This is a genomic window from Nocardiopsis sp. NPDC006198 (assembly GCF_040613895.1).
GTDB classification, from domain to species: Bacteria; Actinomycetota; Actinomycetes; order Streptosporangiales; family Streptosporangiaceae; genus Nocardiopsis; species Nocardiopsis tropica.
In genome coordinates, this window is record NZ_JBEXSY010000001.1 from 344230 (window position 1) to 363106 (window position 18877).

14 protein-coding genes are annotated in these 18877 nt (G+C 72.8%); 9 read left to right on the forward strand and 5 right to left on the reverse strand.

What is annotated here, in order from left to right; translation table 11 throughout:
- Positions 1 to 21 precede the first annotated feature (21 nt).
- Genes ABZ234_RS01520 through ABZ234_RS01530 form a run of 3 tightly spaced genes read right to left on the reverse strand, consistent with a single transcriptional unit; the run spans position 22 to position 1711 of the window.
- Entirely contained in the window at positions 22 to 630 is a 609-nt protein-coding gene (locus tag ABZ234_RS01520) for a class I SAM-dependent methyltransferase (RefSeq protein WP_355010554.1), read from the reverse strand.
- A complete protein-coding gene (locus ABZ234_RS01525; protein ID WP_355010555.1) occupies positions 623 to 886 on the reverse strand; it encodes an acyl carrier protein in 264 nt (87 codons plus the stop codon). Before ABZ234_RS01525 ends, ABZ234_RS01520 begins: the two co-directional genes overlap by 8 nt.
- A 51-nt stretch (positions 887 to 937) precedes the next feature.
- A complete protein-coding gene (locus ABZ234_RS01530; protein WP_355010556.1) occupies positions 938 to 1711 on the reverse strand; it encodes an alpha/beta fold hydrolase in 774 nt (257 codons plus the stop codon).
- Between the two features lie 847 nt (positions 1712 to 2558).
- On the opposite strand from ABZ234_RS01530, the gene ABZ234_RS01535 reads away from it, so the two are divergent.
- Together ABZ234_RS01535 and ABZ234_RS01540 are read left to right on the forward strand one after the other, a co-directional pair.
- Complete coding sequence (locus tag ABZ234_RS01535; RefSeq protein ID WP_355010557.1) at positions 2559 to 4301, forward strand: carbamoyltransferase C-terminal domain-containing protein; 1743 nt, start codon at positions 2559 to 2561, stop codon at positions 4299 to 4301.
- Between the two features lie 122 nt (positions 4302 to 4423).
- Positions 4424 to 5038: an SMI1/KNR4 family protein gene (locus tag ABZ234_RS01540; RefSeq protein ID WP_355010558.1), complete on the forward strand. Its 615-nt coding sequence runs from the start codon at positions 4424 to 4426 to the stop codon at positions 5036 to 5038.
- A 156-nt stretch (positions 5039 to 5194) separates the two neighbouring features.
- On the opposite strand, the gene ABZ234_RS01545 is transcribed toward ABZ234_RS01540, so the two are convergent.
- Both ABZ234_RS01545 and ABZ234_RS01550 read right to left on the reverse strand, forming a co-directional pair.
- Complete coding sequence (locus ABZ234_RS01545; protein WP_355010559.1) at positions 5195 to 6940, reverse strand: ABC transporter ATP-binding protein; 1746 nt, start codon at positions 6938 to 6940, stop codon at positions 5195 to 5197.
- On the reverse strand, positions 6937 to 8652 hold the full coding sequence (locus ABZ234_RS01550) for an ABC transporter ATP-binding protein (protein WP_355010560.1): 1716 nt from the start codon (positions 8650 to 8652) through the stop codon (positions 6937 to 6939). Before ABZ234_RS01550 ends, ABZ234_RS01545 begins: the two co-directional genes overlap by 4 nt.
- Positions 8653 to 9074: 422 nt before the next feature.
- Between ABZ234_RS01550 and sbnB the strand changes: the two genes are divergently transcribed.
- The 7 genes from sbnB to ABZ234_RS01585 all read left to right on the forward strand — a co-directional run bounded on the left by sbnB (position 9075) and on the right by ABZ234_RS01585 (position 18806).
- Positions 9075 to 10148 (forward strand): 2,3-diaminopropionate biosynthesis protein SbnB, encoded by a 1074-nt coding sequence (sbnB, locus tag ABZ234_RS01555; RefSeq protein WP_355010561.1) that lies wholly within the window; start codon positions 9075 to 9077, stop codon positions 10146 to 10148.
- Positions 10145 to 11749, forward strand: a complete 1605-nt coding sequence (locus ABZ234_RS01560) for an amino acid adenylation domain-containing protein (protein WP_355010562.1) — start codon at positions 10145 to 10147, stop codon at positions 11747 to 11749. The genes sbnB and ABZ234_RS01560 overlap by 4 nt, the downstream gene beginning before the upstream one ends.
- Before the next feature lie 644 nt (positions 11750 to 12393).
- Entirely contained in the window at positions 12394 to 12852 is a 459-nt protein-coding gene (locus ABZ234_RS01565) for a hypothetical protein (protein ID WP_355010563.1), read from the forward strand.
- A gap of 1200 nt (positions 12853 to 14052) precedes the next feature.
- Positions 14053 to 15564: an ABC transporter substrate-binding protein gene (locus ABZ234_RS01570; RefSeq protein ID WP_355010564.1), complete on the forward strand. Its 1512-nt coding sequence runs from the start codon at positions 14053 to 14055 to the stop codon at positions 15562 to 15564.
- Positions 15564 to 16562, forward strand: a complete 999-nt coding sequence (locus tag ABZ234_RS01575) for an ABC transporter permease (RefSeq protein ID WP_355010565.1) — start codon at positions 15564 to 15566, stop codon at positions 16560 to 16562. The genes ABZ234_RS01570 and ABZ234_RS01575 overlap by 1 nt, the downstream gene beginning before the upstream one ends.
- Entirely contained in the window at positions 16559 to 17410 is an 852-nt protein-coding gene (locus ABZ234_RS01580) for an ABC transporter permease subunit (RefSeq protein ID WP_355010566.1), read from the forward strand. Before ABZ234_RS01575 ends, ABZ234_RS01580 begins: the two co-directional genes overlap by 4 nt.
- Positions 17403 to 18806 (forward strand): ATP-binding cassette domain-containing protein, encoded by a 1404-nt coding sequence (locus ABZ234_RS01585; RefSeq protein ID WP_355010567.1) that lies wholly within the window; start codon positions 17403 to 17405, stop codon positions 18804 to 18806. Before ABZ234_RS01580 ends, ABZ234_RS01585 begins: the two co-directional genes overlap by 8 nt.
- Positions 18807 to 18877: the final 71 nt, after the last annotated feature.

The following is an 18877-nucleotide window of genomic DNA, read 5'->3' on the forward strand; positions in this document are numbered from 1 at the left end:
CGCGTGCGGGACCGGGACGGATCAGCGTTTCGTGCAGAGGTAGATGCGGGAGCGGCGGGGCCCGTGGCGCAGGTCGGCGGTCTCCACCTCCCGCGAGAGCCGGTGCAGCAGCTCCTCGAAGGGGCCGGGGTCGTAGCGGTTCAGCCAGATGTAGCCCTCGTCGGTCTCGCGCCGCAGCAGCGCCTCGGGCGCCCTGGGGACCTGGAAGAAGCCGATGAGGACGTGGGTGCGGGCCACACGGAACATCTCCCGGACCGCCGTCTCGTAGTAGGGCAGGCACTCCAGCAGGTGGCGGGCGTTCACGAGGTCGAAGGTCCCCTCGCCGAAGGCGAGGTCGGTGACGCTCATCTCCAGCCACCGCGCGCCCGGGTGCTCGGCCCGGCACGCGTCGAGGACCCGGGGGGAGACGTCGATGCCGGTGTAGTCCACGGGCAGGCCCGCGTCCCGCAGACCGGCGTAGGTCACGCCGGACATCACGCCGCAGTCCAGCAGAGCGCAGGAGGTACCGGGGTAGAGCGCGCCGATGCGCTCGGCGGTCCAGGCGTGGCCGGGGTCGTCGTCCCGCCCGTCCCTGCGCATGTGGTCGACGTCGGAGGTCCGGAGCCACAGGGGAGAGGGGACGTCACCCACGGCTCTGCTCCTCCTCGCGCAGGGCGTAGCTCCTGGCCAGGTCGGCCAGGTCGCCCACGGTCTGCGCCTGGAGGACGTCGACGATGTCGATGGAGGTGCCCAGCCTGTCCTCGATCGCGGCGACGATGCGCAGCAGCAGGACCGAGTTCACCTGGAGGTCGGCGAAGGCGTCCCCGGGGGCGACCGACCGGGTCTCGAGTGCGTCGGCGACGATACCGCCGACGAGGGCCTGGTAGTTCGTGTCGTCTGCGGACATGCTCCTCTTTCCGTGGAGGTGGGGACCGGTGCGTGCCCGGGCCGCGTCGGGTCAGAAGCCGTCGCCGGACAGTGCCCAGCCGATGCTGCGCAGCATCCGTTCGCGCTCCTGGAGCAGGAACAGGTGGCCGCCGGGGAACATCTCCACCCGGGCCGGTCCGTCGGTCAGCGCGGCCCAGCCGTGGAGGTGCTCCTCGGCCACCCGCGGGTCCCGCGTGCCGCCGAACACCGAGACGGGACAGCTCAGCGGCGGTCCGGGCCGGTAGCTGTATCCGGCGAAGAGGGACAGGTCGGCGCGGAAGGTCGGCAGCAGGAACGCGGTGAACTCCGGGTTGCGCAGCAGCTCCTCGGGGGTGGCGCCGAGTACGCGCAGTTCCTCGATCAGCCCCTCGTCCGACAGGTCGGCCTCCGCCGGGGTGCGCGACCGGTGCAGGTGCAGGGCGCGGCAGCCCGACACGAACACGCGGACCGGCTCGAGGCCGTGCGTCAGCCGCAGCCTGCGGCACAGCTCCCAGCAGACGATGGCGCCCATGCTGTGGCCGAAGAACGCGAAGGGCCTGTCGAGCAGCGGCAGCAGCCCGGGGGTGAGGGCGTCCAGCAGGTCGTCGAGCCCGGGGACGGGCCGTTCGTGGAAGCGGTCCTCGCGTCCGGGCAGCTGGACGGCGAAGCCCTCGGTGCCCTCGGGAAGGCCGGCCCCCCAGTTCCGGTAGGCGGAGGCTCCCGCTCCCGCGTAGGGGAAGAAGAAGAGGCGCAATCCGCCGGGGACGGTCTCCCCGGTCAGGGGGCGAACCCATTCCTGTGCGGTCCGGTGGGGAGTGGAGTGCATGGTAGGGGCGGGGGTCCGTTCTGTGGGCGGTGTGGTCCGGAGCGGCCGGCCCGGTCCGCGGGGCGTCCTCGGATCACCGCGGCGGACCGGTGCTTCGAATGCGTGCTCTCCGGTGCGTTCCCGGCGTCGGAAACAATGGCGGCGACCCCTGCTCCTCGGTCCGGTATTCGCACCACGGGCTGTCGCATCATAGTGGGCTCTCTCCGTTCGCGCCAGGGGTCGGATCGGGATTTCCTCCGGTGCCGCAGCAGGGGATCGTTTTCCTTTCCGGGACAGGCCGCATGGAAACGGAACCGGGGCGCGCAGTCCTCGGATCACCCTGGTCCAGGAAAGCTTTGAAAGCCGCGAATCAGGATCATTCGGATAGGGGGACGGATTCGGAGGACGCGCAGGGGGAGATCGGCGGAGTGGAACCGGGAACCATATTCGTCAGGGTGCTCGAAACCGGAAAGACCCCGGCCGCGTGCGCGCGTTACACACGAACGGAGCACAAGCGCGAACCGGGTACGGGGGCGAAAGACATCCGCGCTCCGGCAAACGGATTCGCTATTCCCATACCGTTCGGCCCGTCCTATACTCATGCCGTTCGACGAAGGGCCCGCACGCCAGGGGCCCCGCGGTGGAGTGTCCGGAAAGAGGGGGAGGTGCCCGATGACGGCGAAGCGTCGCGGAGTCTGCTCCGGCTTCTGACCCCCTGTCTCCCGGCAGCCGGTCCCGCCGACCGGGAGGAAGCGCTCACGCGGTCGGCGCGGGCGGCCGCGCAGGCGCTCCCGGAGCGTGAACCGACCCGCCCCGCCCGCACCCCCGGGTGTGAGGCGGAGAACGCCGAGCCCACACAAGGAGAACGGTGATCGTACTCGGCCTCAGCGGCCTCCCCCACTCCCAGCCGCACCACCTCCGGAGCAGGCCGGGGATCGCGGAGGTCGACAGCAGGATCTGCCAGGGCATGGACAGTGCCGCCTGCCTCGTGGTCGACGGGAACATCGTCGCCGCGGCCGCCGAGGAGCGCTTCACCGGGGACAAGGCGACCGGGGCCTTCCCGGAGAAGGCCATCGCCTACTGCCTCGACCACGCCGGGATCACCGGCGACGACGTCGACCTCATCGCCCACGGTTTCAACTACGACCGGTTCCGCCGCTTCTTCCACCGGACCCCCGAGTACTTCGACGAGGTGCTCAGCGGCCGGACCGTGGTCGAGGAACTCGCGCGCACGGGGTGGAGGAATCCGGGCGACCGGTTCCGCCCGGTGGACCACCACGTCGCCCACGCCGCCTCCGCCTACCACCTGAGCGGTTACGAGGACGCCCTGTCCGTCGTCTCCGACGGCATGGGCGAGACCGTTGCCCTCACCGTGCACCGGTTCACCCGGGGCCGCATGGAGGAGCTGTACAGCCAGGGAATCGACTCCTCCCTGGGCATCCTCTACTCGATCCTGACCCGCTATCTCGGGTACACCTTCAACTCCGACGAGTACAAGGTCATGGGCCTGTCGGCGTACGGCGACCCCCGCCGCTACGCCGAATTCTTCGCCCGCTTCATGGGCGCCGACGAGGGCAGGGCCGCCATCGGCTGGCCGCAGGGCGCGCTCGGACGCGCGGGGGAGGGCTACCCGGACGCCCTGGCCTTCCTGGAGGAGTCGCTCGGCGTCGCACCGCGCGAGCCCGGCGCCGAGGTCCCCGACGAGTACGCCGACATCGCCGCCGCCTTCCAGGCGCGCTTCTCCGAGGTCCTGACGGACCTGGTCCGCCACTGGCTGCGGCACACGGGCCAGGACTCGCTGTGCCTCTCGGGCGGGACCTTCCTGAACTGCCTGGCCAACCAGTCCATCTCGGAGCTGCCCGAGGTGTCGCGCATGTTCGTCCCGCCGGCCGCGGGCGACGACGGCACCGCGATGGGGGCCGCACTGCACGTGGCCGGGGGCTTCTCCGGCACCTTCAGCGCCTACACCGGTCCCGGCTACGGCGCCGACGACGTGCGCTCGGCGCTGAAGGCTTTCGAGCGGCCCGGAGGCGGATCCCCGGTCTGGGAGTACCACGGGTTCACCGACGAGTACATGGATCTGGCCGCCCGCGACCTCGCGGAGGACAGGGTCGTCGCCTGGTTCGCCGGACGCATGGAGTTCGGCCCCAGGGCGCTGGGGAACAGGTCCATCCTGGCGCTCCCGAACGGGGACGACATCAAGGGGCGGCTCAACGCCATCGTCAAGATGCGGGAGGGGTTCCGGCCCTTCGCCCCGGCGATCCTCGACTCCGACTACGAGGAGGTCTTCGAGGGCCGGGCCCTGTCGCCGAGCAGGTACATGCTCAGCACCGCCCGCACCCGGCCCGAACGGATCCCGAGCATCCGGGGCGCCGTGCACGTGGACGGCACCGCCCGGGTCCAGATCGTCACCAAGGAGGACAACGAGGTCTTCTGGCGGCTCCTGCACAAGGTCAAGGAGCACACCGGCCTGGGCTGCGTGATCAACACGTCGTTCAACGTCAAGAACCAGCCGATCATCGCCTCGCCGGACCTGGCCCTGGAGGCGCTGGAGAGGATGTCGTTGGGCCGCCTCTACATCGAGGGGTTCCGCGTGGGCCTGGGCGGCTGAACGGCCGGGACCGCCCTGTCGTCCCGGGGTCGGGGGAGGGCTGCCCCCGGCCCCGCCCGCCGGGAGCGCCGTGCGGTCGGCAGCCGTCGGCGTTGTCGTGACCGCCTGGCACCCTGGGCGGCATGAGCGAGACGACTGGGCCCGAAGAGAAGGCGGCTGCCGCCGCTCCGACCACGCCGGCGGAGTGGCGGGGCTACCTGGAGCGGTACGGCGATGCGTACCTGAGGAACGAGGCCGACGGCGAAGAGCTGGTCGATCTGCTGGACGAGGATCAGCTGGAGGTCCTGGACGGCGGGGGGCGTGTCGACCTGTGGCTGGGTGAGGCACCGGCCCGGGAAGAGGCACTGGTGGAGTCCGAGGAGCGGCTCGGAGTGCGGTTCCCGCCGAGCCTCAGGGGGTTCTACCTGGCCAGCGACGGGTGGACGAGGGTCGGGGGCGCCTGGGTGGGAGAAGGCGTCCATCCGTGCGGCCGCGTCTCGTGGATGCGGGACGGCGATGCCGGCAGCCGCGTGACCGCGATCTACGACTCGATACCCGGCAACGAGGATCTCGTGCAGCTGTTCAGCCGGTCCCTCGAGGTCGCCCGGGGCGAGGACTTCTGGCTGCTCGATCCGACCGACGTCGGGCCGGACGGCGAGTGGGCCGCCTACGAGTTCGCGCCGAAGTACGGCGACCCGACGAAGTACCCCCGCTTCTCCGCGCTGTTCGACTCCGGGTACACGAGCATGGGCGGATAGGAGGACACGGCCTCGAGGCGGCCGTCCGGCCGCTCCCGTCCCCGCGGCGACCCGGGCGGCGGCGACCGGACGGACCCCCGCGCTCCGCATCCGACAGTCCACGGCGACGTCCCACGACACCGTGATCCACCAGCGGTGACCGTGTGGAGTCACGGTCTAGTCCCCGTGCCAGGACCTCCACAGGTTCGCGTACGTCCCGCCCCGGGCGAGGAGCTCGCCGTGGCTGCCGAGCTCGATGATCCGGCCCTCGTCCATCACGGCGATGCGTTCCGCGTCGTGCGCGGTCTGCAGCCGGTGGGCGATCGCGATGACCGAGCGCCCCTCCAGGACCGCCGCGAGCGCCCGTTCGGTGTTGCGCGCCGTGGCGGGGTCCAGCAGGGCGGTGGCCTCGTCCAGGATCAGGGTGTGGGGGTCGGCGAGCACCACCCGTGCGAGGGAGAGCTGCTGCGCCTGGCCCCCGTTGAGCTTGTGCGTGTCGGGGCTGAGCACGGTGTCCAGCCCCTCGGGCAGCTCCCGGGCCCAGTCGGCCGAGACCGTGTCCAGGGCGGCGTGCAGCTCCGCGTCGGTCGCCCCGGCCCTGGCCAGGAGCAGGTTGTGCCGCAGCGTGTCCCGGAAGACGTGGTGGTCCTGGGTCAGCAGCACCACCTGGCGGCGCAGCAGCTCCGGCGCCAGGTCCGCCACGGGGACGCCGCTCACGGTGACCTCCCCCGTCCGCGGCCGGTCCAGCCCCGCCAGGAGCCTGCCCAGCGTGGACTTCCCGGCGCCCGAGGGGCCGACCACGGCGAGCCGTTCCCCCGGCTGCACCGTCAGGTCCAGCCCGTGCAGCACGTCCCCGCGGTGGTCGTAGGCGTAGCGGACGTCCCTCACCCGGATCCGGTCGTCGGCCGGTTCGGCGGAGGTGGGCCGCTCGGCCGCGGGCGCCGCGGCCAGCCCCTCCACGCGGGCGAAGGAGGCGCCGCTCGCCTGCAGCTCCTCGACCCACAGCAGGATCGTGTCCAGCGGGACGGAGAGCTGGCGCAGGTACAGGGCCGCGGTCACGACCGTCCCCAGGGAGACCGACCCGTTCTGGTAGAACACGCCGCCGATCAGCAGCACGCCCACCAGCGGCAGGACGGCGGAGACGTCCACGGACGGGAAGAGGACGGTGCGCAACCACAGGGTGCGCAGCCGCGCCCCGCGGGCCGTCTCGATCGCGGTCTCCGCCGCGGCGATCCGGCGTTCCTGCAGGCGCAGGGCCTCCACGGTCCTGGCGCCGCTCGCGGTGCTGGTGAGGACCTCGGCGAGGTCCGAACCGGAAGCGCCCTCGGCGAGGTAGGCCGTCCGCGCCCGGCGCAGGTACCAGCGCAGGGCGACCACGATGGTGACCAGGGTGGCCAGCCCGCAGGCCCCCAGCACCGGGTCGATGAACAGCACCGCACCGATGAGGAACAGCCCCTGCGTCAGGGCGACGAACACCTCCGGGATCGCGTTGCGCAGGGCCGACGCGACCCTGGTGACGTCCGAGGTGCCGCGCGCGGCCAGGTCGCCGGTGGCCGTGTGCTCGACCGTGGCGGCCGGCAGGGCCAGCGTGCGCTCCAGGAAGCGCTCGCGGATGCGTGCGGCGGCGCCCTCGCCGAACCTGTAACCGACGTAGAGGGAGTAGCGCGCCAGCAGGATGTGCACGACCGTCACGACGACGATCGCCAGCGCTGTGCGGTCCACGGAGGCCACCGCGGCCGGACCGGGGGACCGCTGGACGGTGTCCACGATCAGCCCCACGAGCCAGGGGGCGATGAGCGCGGCGAGGGCTGCCAGCACGTTGAGCGCCAGCATCAGGGCGAACGTCCACCGGTCGGCGCGGATCTCGCGCACGGCGGCACGGCGCACGTGCGCTCGGCCCGCGACGGGCAGCACTGCGGTCATCGGAGCGGCTCCCACTCTGCGTCGCGCGACACCAGGGCCCGGTATCCGGGTTCGGTGCGCAGTAGTCCGTGGTGTGTGCCCGTGGCCGCCGCCCGCCCGTCGACGAGGTAGACCACCGCGTCCGCCTGGTCCAGGACGAGCGGCGAGGTGGTGGAGACGACCGTGGTCGTGCCCGCGCGGGCCTGTCGCAGGCGCGCCGCCATCGCGGCCTCGGTGAGGGAGTCCACGGCCGAGGTGGGCTCGACCGCGAGCAGGACCTCGGGCTCGGTGTACAGGGCCCGGGCCAGCCGCAGGCGCTGGAGCTGGCCCCCCGAGAGGTTGTGGCCCCGCGCGTTCACCACCGAGTCGAGGCCGTCGGCCATGGCGTCGACGATGTCGGTGGCCACGGCCGTGTGCAGCACCGCGCGGACGGCCTCGTCGTCGGGCTCCCCGGCCCCGGCGACGACGTCGCGGATGCTCCCGGAGAAGAAGTCGGCGTCGTTGTCCGCCAGGAGGATGCGCTCGCGCACCGCCTCCAGGGGTGCCTCGCGCAACGGGACCCCGCCCCATTCGGCGTCGGAGGCGGTGAACCGGCCGAGGCGGTCCATGATCTCCTCGGCGTCCGCCGGCCGGGCGCCGGCCAGCGCGGTCAGGACCCCCGGGCCGACGCGCACGCCCGACGCGGGGTCGTACAGCTCCGCTCCCGGCGCCGGCGGCCGCGCTGTGGCGCCGTCGTCCGCGTGCTCCGGTTCGAGGTTGAGGAACCGGATCACCCTGCGCGCACAGACCAGGGCCCGTGTGATGTCCGTGCCGCCCTCGATGAAGAACGCGACGGGGACCACCAGGACGGCGACGTACCCGTACACGGCGACGAGGTCGCCGATGCTGATGGCGCCGCTCGCCGCCATCCTGGCCGCGAGCCAGGTGACGACGGCCAGGAACAGGGCGGGCAGGCCCACGCCCAGGGCGCCCACCCAGCTGGTGACGCCGCCGATCCGGTACCCCTTGTCCCGCAGCTCCCGGGACTCGCGGTGGAAGTGGCGCGCGAACGCGTCCTTGCCGCCGAGCCCGTTGAGGACGCGCAGGCCGGTCACCACGTCCACCAGGCGTGCGGTGAGGGCGCCCTGCATCTCCCGGTAGGCGGAGCCGATCCCCAGGAGCCGGTGGAGCAGGGGGCCGACCGTGATCGCGAGCATCGGCACACCGGCGAGGACGACGACGGCGAGCAGCGGGGAGATCGACAGCAGGAGCGCGGCGATGACGATGTAGGCCACCACGGCGCCGAACCCGGGGCCGGTCACGGTCAGGGACTGGGCGATGACCTGGACGTCGGCGATCCCGATGGAGGCGACCTCGCCGCTGGAGACCCGGCGCGGCAGCGTCGCGCCCAGGCGGGTGGAGTGGCGGACCGTGGCGCGAACGGTCCGGAACGAGGCGTCCATGCGGATCTTGGTCATCGTCCGGTGTCGCGCGATCCCCAGCGCGGCGTTGAGCACGCCGACGCCGAACAGGACGGCCACCCAGAGCGACAGGGCCCCCGTGTCGCCCGCGCTCAGCCCGTCGTCGATCGCCCGGGAGAGCACGTAGGGGGGCAGGGTCAGACCCAGCATCCACAGGCTTCCGAGGGTGGCGCCCGCGGCGATCCGGGATTTCTGGCTGAGGACCAGCCACAGCAGATACCGGACAGGGGTGGCTGTGTTCCCGGGGGAGGGAGGGGTAAATGTGTCGACCACCGGGCCACCTTACTGCGTTTGCCCCGGCAGGGATAGTTTCCTGTCCGGTATTGACGCGCATTTATCCGTATGGTAAAAGCGTTTGCCGTAATGGTGTCCGGAGGGGTGGGCGGTAACCGCCGCTCCCCGGTACCGGGTGCCACAATGGCCCGTTCCGCCGCCGTTCACCGGGCGTCCGACCTGGTTTTCCGCCAACGGAGCCACCGAGAACAGGAAGTCCGATTTGTGCAAAGGGAAAACCCCCGGAGGAAGGGCGCCCACGGTACACTCCGCCCTTGGTAAGCACTTTCTTCCCTTCAGACCACAAGGGTTTCGAAGTCCGCAGCGGTGACCCGGGACGAGCACGCCGCGACCCCGGAACCGCCGCGGACGAACTCCGTTTCCCCTCGCGTCGTACAAGCGGACAGGTACCGGGAGCAGCCATGGGCACACAGTCGATTCCACCGTTCACCGTCATATCGGGGGCCACCGTCCACGATGTCCTCGCGGGACGGCAACAGGAGCTGACCGACCTCGTGGAGCAGGCCTACCTGCTGCACGGCTCAGGCGAGACCACGAACCCGCCCTCGTACTTCCTGCGGTTCCCGGACAAGCCGTCCTCGCGGATCATCGCCCTGCCGGCGGCGGTCAGGGGGGACGTGCGCGTCGACGGCATCAAGTGGGTGTCCAGCTACCCGGAGAACATCGAGCACGGCATCCCCCGGGCCTCGGCCGTCCTGCTGCTCAACGACGCCGCGACCGGCTACCCCTACGCCTGCCTCGAAGGCTCGATCATCAGCGCCGTGCGCACCGCCGCCTCCGCGGCGGTCGCGGTGCGCCACCTGGCACGCGGACGCGCGCCCCTGACCAACGTGGGCTTCTTCGGCGCCGGCCTGATCGCGCGCTACCTCCACGAGTACCTGGCCGCGCTCGGCCCGGCCTTCGACCGGATCGGCGTCCACGACCTCTCCGAGGACTACGCGCGAGGATTCGCCGACCACGTGGAGCAGACCTCGCCCGGCAGCAGCGTGCGGGTGCACGGGTCGGCCCGGGACCTGGTCTCCTCCTACGACATGGTCGTGTTCGCCACGACCGCCGCCTCTCCGCACGTCACCGACCCCTCGTGGTTCTCCCACAACCCCCTGGTCCTGCACGTCTCCCTGCGCGACCTCTCCCCGGAGGTCGTCCTCGCGAGCACCAACGTCGTGGACGACGTCGAGCACGTGCTCAAGGCGGACACCTCGGTGCACCTGGCCGAGCAGCGCACCGGTCGGCGCGACTTCGTCCACGCGACGCTCCCCGAGGTGATCAGCGGCCGGTTCCGGCCCGAGTCCGGGCGCCCGGTGGTCTTCTCCCCCTTCGGCCTCGGGGTCCTGGACCTGGTGGTCGGCGACTACGTCCACAGGAGGGCCGCCGAGGACGGCGGGGCGACGACGGTCGAGGACTTCTTCTACGACACCGACCGGCACCGGCGCCCGGCCCGGGTGCGCGCCGCTCGGAACGGGGGCGCCCTGTGACCGCGTCCCACCGGCCGCCGCACCTGGCCGACCTCCCCTACGCGGGACGGGGGCCGGCGCCCGCACTGGCCAACCCCGCCGACGCCGACACCACCGGCACCGTGCTCGACCGCGTGAACGCGTGGGCGCGCAAGAGCCCCGACCGGCGGGCCGTCGTCGGCGCCGGGGCCGAGATCGGCTACGCGGACCTGGTCCGGCGCGTGGAGCGGATGCGCGCCCGCCTGGAGGCGGCGGGGTGCGGGGCGGGAGACGTCGTCGCCTGCCTGGGCCCCCGGTCCGCGCGGACCATCGTGCTGTTCCTGGCCCTGGAGAGCCTGGGCGCGGTCTACCTCCCGGTGGACCCGGGGTGGCCCCGGGCGCGCATCGACGAGGTGCTGCGGTTGAGCTCCAGCGCCCTGGCCGTGGAGTACACGGCCGAGGACGAGCAGCCCCCGGTGGTCGAGAGGACCGCCGGCGGGGGAGGAGGCCCGCTGGAGGCCCCGGAGGGGGAGGAGCCCCGCTACGTCATCTACACCTCCGGGACGACGGGCCGGCCCAAGGGCGCGGTGGTCGCCCGGCCGGGCATGCTCAACCACCTGTGGGCCAAGGTCGCGGACCTGGACATCACCGAGGACAGCCGGGTCGTGTTCACCGCGCCGCTGGTCTTCGACATCTCGATCTGGCAGATGCTGGCCCCGCTCATGGTCGGGGCCACGGTCGTGGTCGCCTCCGACAACGACGTCCTCTACCCGCCCCGGCTGCACCGGCTGCTCCTGCGGCACGAGGCGACCGTCGTGGAACTGGTGCCCACCGCCATCGGGACCCTGCTCGACGACATCGCGCGCAAGGGGAGCGGTGAGGTGCTCCCCGCCCTGCGCTGGCTCATCTCCACCGGCGAGGAGCTCAAGCCCAGCCTGGCGGAGCGCGCCCTGGCCGCCCTTCCGCACGCCGGGCTGCTCAACGCCTACGGGCCCACCGAGTGCTCCGACGATGTGACCCACCACGTGGTGTCGCCACAGGACACGGCCGGGGCTCGCCTGCCCGTCGGCCGCCCCATCGGCAACGCGAAGATCTACTGCCTCGTCCACGACGGCGAGGAGGGCACCTGGTCCTCGGCCGGCCCCGGACAGGCCGGCGAGCTCTTCGTCGGAGGCGTCCCGGTGGGACTGGGCTACCTCGGCGACCGCGACGCGACCCTCTCCGCGTTCTTCCGCGACGTGTTCGACCCGGACTCCCCGACGGGCCGCCTGTACCGCACCGGCGACCTGGGGAGGATCGACGGCGACGGAGTCCACTACCTGGGCCGCGTCGACCGCCAGGTGAAGGTCGCGGGCGTGCGCATGGAGCTCGACGAGATCGAGGCGGTGCTCAGCAGGCACGGCTCGGTGAAGCTCTGCGCGGTCACGTTGCGGCAGGACGAGGGGAGGCAGCCGGTCCTCACCGCGCACTACGTGCCCGGCACCGAGGTCGGGGCCGGTGAGCTGGAGGCGTTCCTGCGCTCGGCCCTGCCCGCGAGCCTGGTCCCGCGGAGCTGGGACCGGCTGGAGGAGATGCCGCTGACCCCCAACGGGAAGGTGGACCACCGGGCGCTCGCGCGCAGGGAGCCCCCGGGCGAGGGCTGATGCGGCCCGGGGTCGGGGAGGACTGCGCCGGGACCCGCCGCCCGCCCCTCCCCGGCCCCTCCGCGCGGGGGAGGGGCACCCCGTGCCGGTCCCCGGTCGCCTGGGGCGGGGTCCCGGCGAACGGGAACCGCAGTTCGCGCAGCTGGCGGGGGCGGTCCGGTCCACATCGGGGGCGTCCTCCTCGGCGGCCGTCACCACGCTCGTCCGGAACGGTCATGGCGGCACCACCTTTTCAGCAGTTCACCGGCGAGTCGGCGGACGGCCGGTTCGGCCTCGTCGGGACTGCTGGGGTGGAAGAGGCGAGCCCGGATTCTCCGTACCGTCTCGGAGAGACCTTCGTCGACCGGCCGTCACGCCCAGTGCCGATAATGGGGCTAGGTGTCAGCTGAAACGGTGCGGCTGGCGTGAGCCCCGGATCTCATGTCGGCAACAGGGCATGGAAATTCGCCGTGAGGCCTTGTGGGGACATTCTCACCTCCTGCTACTTTCATCCTTGATCGGTTGTGTTGGAACTGCGTTCCGGGTCTGCGGGCTCCGGGGGCGGTCGGCCGTGCCGACCGGTCGGCATTCCTTTTTCCTCGGTCCCGCCGATGGGTTTGAGCCGGTCGGGCGCACGGGTGTTCCTTGCGTTGGGGTGAGATGGTTTGAGTAAAGATCACTTCGAAGAGATGAGTCGGATGCTCGGGGTGTCGAGTGCTCGGGTGATGTTCGATCCGGAGCCGCTGGAGCGAGTTCTCGGAAGAGCGCTTCCCCGTGACTACGTTGCCCTGATGCAGGCTTATGGCGGTGTGGTGTCCACCATCGAGAACGCCTGTCTTCTCATTGCTGTCGATTGTTTCGGGAGGCAGGACCCCAGGAGGGCGATAGAAGAGGGGAACTGCCCTGTCTACTATCTCGCCGATAATGCGCCATATTTCCGTTTCATGGATGATTCTCGCAAGGTCGATATCTCATGGATGCTGTGCCGGGAACCGTGCAATGTGTTCCTGGTGGGCGAAGTAAACGGAGAGAGCCTTTATTTTTTTCGACCCCGATGTCGCGGACTGGACGGTGGTGCTGGGGAGTGGTTACCTCTGGTGGCAGTTCCGTGGCGGTATCTGTGAGCTGTTGGTCAAAATGGTGGAGGGAGAGATCGTCCTTCCTTATACAGAAGAAGGATACTTTGTTGGGTCTTCCTTCCTGCAGTATCCCCGTTTGACGGAATGAAGTCGATTCGGCATTGATGTGCATGTGGCCCTGGGGCCCGTGCTGATCGTCCAGGGTCCGCCGGGCCGAGTTCCACGGAGCCGAAGCCTCTGCCCCCCGGGTTCGGAGTCGTCGGCTGCGGACGCCGACCACCCGGCAGTCCTGGGCGCGCGTCAGCGCGCTTCGGAAGGGGAGTCCTCCCGCCCAGACGCTGCCGGGGGTCGCTTCGCTTGAGCTGCCCGGGATGCTGTTCGAGGTGGACGCACTCGCGGTCCACCGACCCGGCCGGGTGCGCTGACCCCGAGGCTGCCCCTCACCCCGTTCGACCGGGTCGGCGGCCGGCCCCCAGGGCCCCGCCGCGTGCGCCCCGGTTGACCGGTGCGATGCGCGTCGGAGGTTCCTTTCCCGAGCCCCTGGGGCTGCGGAGGCGGTCATCGCCCCGCGGCCACAGGGGCTCGGCTCGTTGTGGGTGGGGCGGGTGTGATTCGGGCAAAGCGGACTCGCGCGTGCTACGGTACTGATAATCATTTTCATTCACGCGACTCGCGCTCCCCCAGGAGTCCTCCCCGTGTACGTAGGGCGAAGCCGATCCGGCGCTCACCCCCCGCCTCCGGCGCTCCCCGACCGGGCAGCCGACCGGCATGCCAGGGACGCCCGGATACGACACGGTCGTGCTGCAGGCTCTCGACGGCGGCGCCCGTTCCCTCCGCTGCCGGGAGATCTCTCATGACCTGGGTCGTCCGAGCGCCGCCCCCTCTCCTGCCGGGGCTGCGCCGAGGCGGAGGAGAACACGGGGAGCGCCGCACCCGCCGAGGCCGTGAAGAGGATCCGGCGCACGAGCGGTGACGGGCGGATCGACCGGCCCGCCGGCACCCGTCCGCGTTGCCTGTGACGCCCCGCCGAGGCACGCGCGCCGTGGGCGGACAGGCCCGGTCCCACGGACGACACCCCCGCCCACCGCGCTGCTTCCGATCGCGCGCCGGAGCTCCGCTCCCCCCACGCCCGGCCCGCCGGCGCCCCTCAGCCGCCGTGACCACCCACGAACCCTCCCGGCCCCGTGCCGGGAGCCACCTACTGGGGCCGTGCCGACCACGGCCCATCCCGAGAAAGGCCGAACGATGAGACGACGATTCCTGCCCGCGGGCGCCCTCGCGGTGCTCCTGGCGGCCACCGCCTGCGGTGGAGGTGAGGACGAGCAGGCCTCCGCCGAGGGCCCCACCCTGCGCTACGCGGCGGTCGGAGCCCCGGCGGCGACCACCCACGACCCGCACGGGCGCGTCGGCAACGAGTCCGACTACCTGCGCTTCGCCATGCTCTACGACGTGCTGACCGTGACCGACGAGGACGGCGTGGTCCAGCCGCGCCTGGCCCTGTCCTGGGAGCCGGCGGGGGAGGACCTCGACCTGTGGACCGTCGCCCTGCGCGATGACGCCGTCTTCTCCGACGGAGAGCCCGTGACCGCCGACGACGTCCTGTTCTCCCTGAACCGGATCCAGGGCAAGGGCGCCGAGAACAACGGACGCCTGTCGGTGTTCGACCTGGAGTCCTCCTCGGTGGTGGACGAGCACACCCTGGAACTGGCCACCCACCAGCCCTACGCCGAGGTCGGCATCGCCCTGGCCTCCCTGACCTTCGTGGTCCCCGAGGGCAGCGACGACATCACCGAGCCCGTCGTCGGCTCCGGACCGTTCCAGCTGGAGGAACACGACGACACCACCGCGGTCCTGACCCGCAACGACGACTGGTGGGGCGGTGCCGCCGACTTCGAGACCCTCCAGATCAGCGCCATGCCCGACCCGGCCGCGCGGGCCGAGGCGGTGGCCTCCGGACAGGCGGACGTCGCGGGCAGCGTGTCCCCCGCCAGTGCGCAGCAGTACGAGTCGGACGACGCGGTCCAGGTGAGCACCCGGCCCGCCGGTGTGAACTACCCGCTGGTCATGGACCTCGACACCGAGCCCTTCGACGACCCGGGCGTCCGTGAGGCCGTCAAGCTCGCCCTGGACCGCGAGCAGCTCGTCGAGACGGTCTTCCTCGGCTACGGGGAGACCGGCGCGGACATCCTGAACTCCCAGGAGCCCTTCGCCCCCGACGCCGCACCCGTGGAGCGCGACCTGGACCGGGCCCGCGAACTGCTGGAGGATGCGGGCCACGCGGACGGCGTCGAGCTCACCCTGCACGCCACCAACTCCTACCCCGGCATGGAGGAGACCGCGACCCTGGCCGCCGAACAGCTCGCCGAGGCGGGCATCGAGGTCCGGATCGAGGTGGGCGCGCCCGACACCTACTGGGCCGAGGTGTGGAACGTCGAACCCTTCTACCTCAACAGCCTGGGCGGGAACGGGTTCGTGGACTACGCCCGGATGGCCCTGCTCTCCGACGGCCCCACCAACGAGACGGGCTGGGACGTCCCCGAGTGGGACGCCGACTTCGCCGAGGCCCTGGCCACCGAGGACGAGGGCGACCGCCACGCGATGCTCGCCGACCTGCAGCAGCGCGTCGCCGACGACGGCGGCTACGTGGTCTGGGGCACCGGGGACGGCATCGACCTGGCGGGTTCCGGCGTGAGCGGCCTGCCCACCGGGCCCGGATTCAACCGCCTGTTCATCGAGCGGGTCGAGGTCTCCGGCTGATGACCCGCCCCGTGACCGCCCTCGCGGCCCCCCGACCCCGCACCGCGGGGGCGGTCACGGGGGTCCCGCTCCTGTTCGCCCTGGTGCGGACCGTGCTCCTGCTGGCCCTGGTCTCGGTGGCGGTGTTCACCGCCACCGAACTCCTGCCCGGCGACGCCGTCGACCTGCGTGTCACCCCCGGCGCCGACGAGGAGGAGGTCCGGGAGCTCCGTGAGGAGCTGGGACTGGACGCCGCGCCCTGGCGGCGCTACCTCGACTGGGCCGGATCGCTGCTCACCGGAGACCTCGGCACGTCCCTGGTCAACGGCCGCCCGGTCGCCGACGCCCTCGCCCAGCGGCTGCCCGCCACCCTCGCGGTGGTGGGCGGGGCGCTGGCGGTGGCGACCCCCGCCTCCCTGGCGCTGGCCTGGTGGGCCGGGGGTTCCCGGCGGGCGCGCCGGCTGTCCACCGCGGTCCTCACCGGAGGCGCCGCCCTGCCCACCGCGGTCACCGCCGCCGCCCTGGCGGCCGTGTTCTCCGGCGCCCTTGGCCTGGTGCCCCCGGTATCCCTGCTCCCGCCCGGAGCCTCGCCCTGGCAGCACCCGGAACTGCTGTTCCTCCCGGTGGCCTCCCTGGCCCTGCCCACCGCGTTCTTCGGCGCGAGCCTGCTGGCCGGTGCGGTGGCCGACACCGTACGCCTGCCCCACGTGGCCGACGCCCGCCGGCGGGGGGTCCCCCCGTGGCGGATCGCCTCGACCGACGTGCTCCCCTTCCTCCTGGCCCCCTTCACCCGGGTCACGGCCAACACCGCGGGAGGGCTGATCGCCGCCGCAGCGCTGGTGGAGACCCTTTTCGGCTATCCGGGCATCGGATCGCTGCTCGTCTCCTCCCTGGCCTCCCGGGACCTGCCCGTCGTCCAGGCCACCGCGGTGGTCGCCGCCGCGGTCGTGCTGGTGGGGCTGCTGGTCGGAGACCTGGTCGCCGCCCTGACCGAACCACGCCGGAGGTCGGTCCGGTGAACCGCCGCCTCGCTCCGGTCCTCGCGTCGCTGTCCGTCCCCCTGTTGTCGGCCGCGGTCCTGGCCGTCGCCCTGTTCGGCGGATGGTGGGCGCCGCACAGCCCCACCTCCCCGACGGGTGCGCCCTGGCAGCTGCCCGACCCCGTTCACCTCCTGGGAACGGACGCCCTGGGCCGCGACGTCCTGTCCCGTGTCCTGGCCGGCGGAAGGGGGCTGCTCGGCGTCTCCGTCGCGGCCGCCGTGTGCGCCTGTGCCGTCGGGACCGCCGGCGGTCTGGCCGCCGGGTGGTTCGGCGGGCCGGCCTCGCGGCTCCTCACCGCCGTGGCCGACCTGCTGCTCGCCCTGCCCTCCCTGCTCCTGGCCCTGCTCGCCGCGATCGCCCTGCCCTGGCACACGGCGGTGGTCGTCGCGACGGTGTGCGGAGGGGCCCCGCTCACCCTGCGCGTGGTCAAGGACGCAGTCCGCGCGGCCCGCACCTCCGGGTACGTGGAGGCCGCGCTGCTGCGCGGGGAGGGCACCGCCTCGATCCTGCTGAGGGAGGTCCTCCCCGCCGTTCGGGGGCTGGTCGTCGCCGACCTCGGGCTGCGCCTGGTGGTCGCGCTCCAGGTGGCCTCCGCCCTGAGCGTCCTGGGGCTGGGGGCAGCCCCGCCCGCCCCCGACTGGGCCCTCATGCTCAGGGAGAACATGACCGGGGTGGCGATCAACCCCTGGGCCGTGGCGGCACCGGCCGTGGCGCTGGGGGCCACCACCGTCCTGCTCGCCCTCCTGGCACAGCTGTACCTCTCCGACGACCGCACGCCCGGGAGCCGCGACCGCGGACCCGCACGGAAGGAGCTCGCGGATGGCTGAAGGACTGCATGCGGAGGCGGTGCTGGTCGAGACCGACCGCGGGGCCGCCGTGGTCGGTCCGGTGGACCTGCGCGTGCCGGACGGCGGGGTGCTCGCGGTCATGGGCCCGTCGGGGAGCGGCAAGACCAGCGCCGTCCTGGCCGTGCTGGACGCGCTGCCGCCCGGCCTGGTGCGCAGGGCCGGCCGGGTGCGCTGGCGGGGGGCACCGGTGCCCGCGGGGCGCGCGGCGCGCCGATGGCGCCGGGCCGCCACGGGCGTGCTCGGCCAGGACCCCGCCTCGGACCTGCACCCCCTGCGGCCGGTCTGCGCCCTGGTCGCCGAAGCCCTGCCGGGCGGCCTGCGGCGTGCGAACGCCGGGGCCGTCCGGGCGGTGCTCACCTCGCTGGGACTGGACGCCGACGCCCTGTGGCGCCGGCGCCCGCACGAGCTCTCCGGGGGCCAGGCCCAGCGTGTGGCGCTGGCCCGGGCGGTCGTCGCCGATCCCGGGGTGCTCGTGCTGGACGAGCCCACGAGCGGCCTGGACCCCGCCACGGTGGAACTCGTGCTCGACGTCCTCGAACAGCGGAGGGGGCGCCCGGGGAGGGTCACCGTCGTGGTCACCCACGACCGGGGGTTCGCCGACCGTGCGGCCGACCTCCGCCTCGACATCGGCGGGCCCGAACCGGTCCGTGGAGCCGCGTCCACGACCGTGGGTCCCCGGCCTCCGGGGGGCGCTCCGGTCCTCGGCCTGCGGGGGGTGCGCCTCACGGCCCCGGGCGGGCGGGAACTGCTCGGCGGGGTGGACCTGGCCGTCGGTCCGGGGGAGGCGGTCGCCGTCCTGGGTCCTTCCGGATGTGGTAAGTCCACCCTGCTCAGGAGCCTGGCGGGGCTCCATCCTCCCGCGGCGGGTTCCTTCTCGCTCGGTGGCAGGCCCCTGCCGGCCGGCCACACGGACCGTTCCCGGGAGGCGCTGCGGGCCGTCCAGCTGGTTCCCCAGGACCCGGCCGGAACCCTGAACCCGGCTCAGCGGGTCGCGACGGCGCTCGCACGCCCGGCCATGGTGCTGCGAGGGCTGACCCGCGGCCGGGCCGCCGCGGAGGTCCCCGGGCTCCTGGAACGGGTCGGGCTGCCGGCGGACGTCGGACGCGCGCTGCCGGCCCGCCTCTCCGGCGGCCAGCGCCAGCGCGTGGCCATCGCCCGGGCCCTGGCCGCACGCCCCCGGGTCCTGCTGGCCGACGAGGTGTCCTCCGCACTGGACGCCGCGAGCGCCCGCACGGTCCTGGACGTCCTGGACGCCCTCCGCGCCGAGGAGGGCCTGGCCGTCGTCATGGTGACCCACGACCGGCACGTCGCCGACCGCATGGACCGGGTCCTGACGCTGGACCCGGAGAGCCGCTCCCTGGTGCCGGGTCCGTAGTGCCGCCCCCGGCAGCGGACCCGCCGCGGCGCGGTCGTGCCCGATGCCGGGGAGCCTGCGCGGCCGGGCGG

Coding starts and splice junctions, on each gene's coding strand:
- sbnB (WP_355010561.1), top strand. CDS start 9,075: ATGGGCACACAGTCGATTCCACCGTTCACCGTCATATCGGGGGCCACC.
- ABZ234_RS01540 (WP_355010558.1), top strand. CDS start 4,424: ATGAGCGAGACGACTGGGCCCGAAGAGAAGGCGGCTGCCGCCGCTCCG.
- ABZ234_RS01570 (WP_355010564.1), top strand. CDS start 14,053: ATGAGACGACGATTCCTGCCCGCGGGCGCCCTCGCGGTGCTCCTGGCG.
- ABZ234_RS01545 (WP_355010559.1), bottom strand. CDS start 6,940: ATGACCGCAGTGCTGCCCGTCGCGGGCCGAGCGCACGTGCGCCGTGCC.
- ABZ234_RS01525 (WP_355010555.1), bottom strand. CDS start 886: ATGTCCGCAGACGACACGAACTACCAGGCCCTCGTCGGCGGTATCGTC.
- ABZ234_RS01575 (WP_355010565.1), top strand. CDS start 15,564: ATGACCCGCCCCGTGACCGCCCTCGCGGCCCCCCGACCCCGCACCGCG.
- ABZ234_RS01585 (WP_355010567.1), top strand. CDS start 17,403: ATGGCTGAAGGACTGCATGCGGAGGCGGTGCTGGTCGAGACCGACCGC.
- ABZ234_RS01530 (WP_355010556.1), bottom strand. CDS start 1,711: ATGCACTCCACTCCCCACCGGACCGCACAGGAATGGGTTCGCCCCCTG.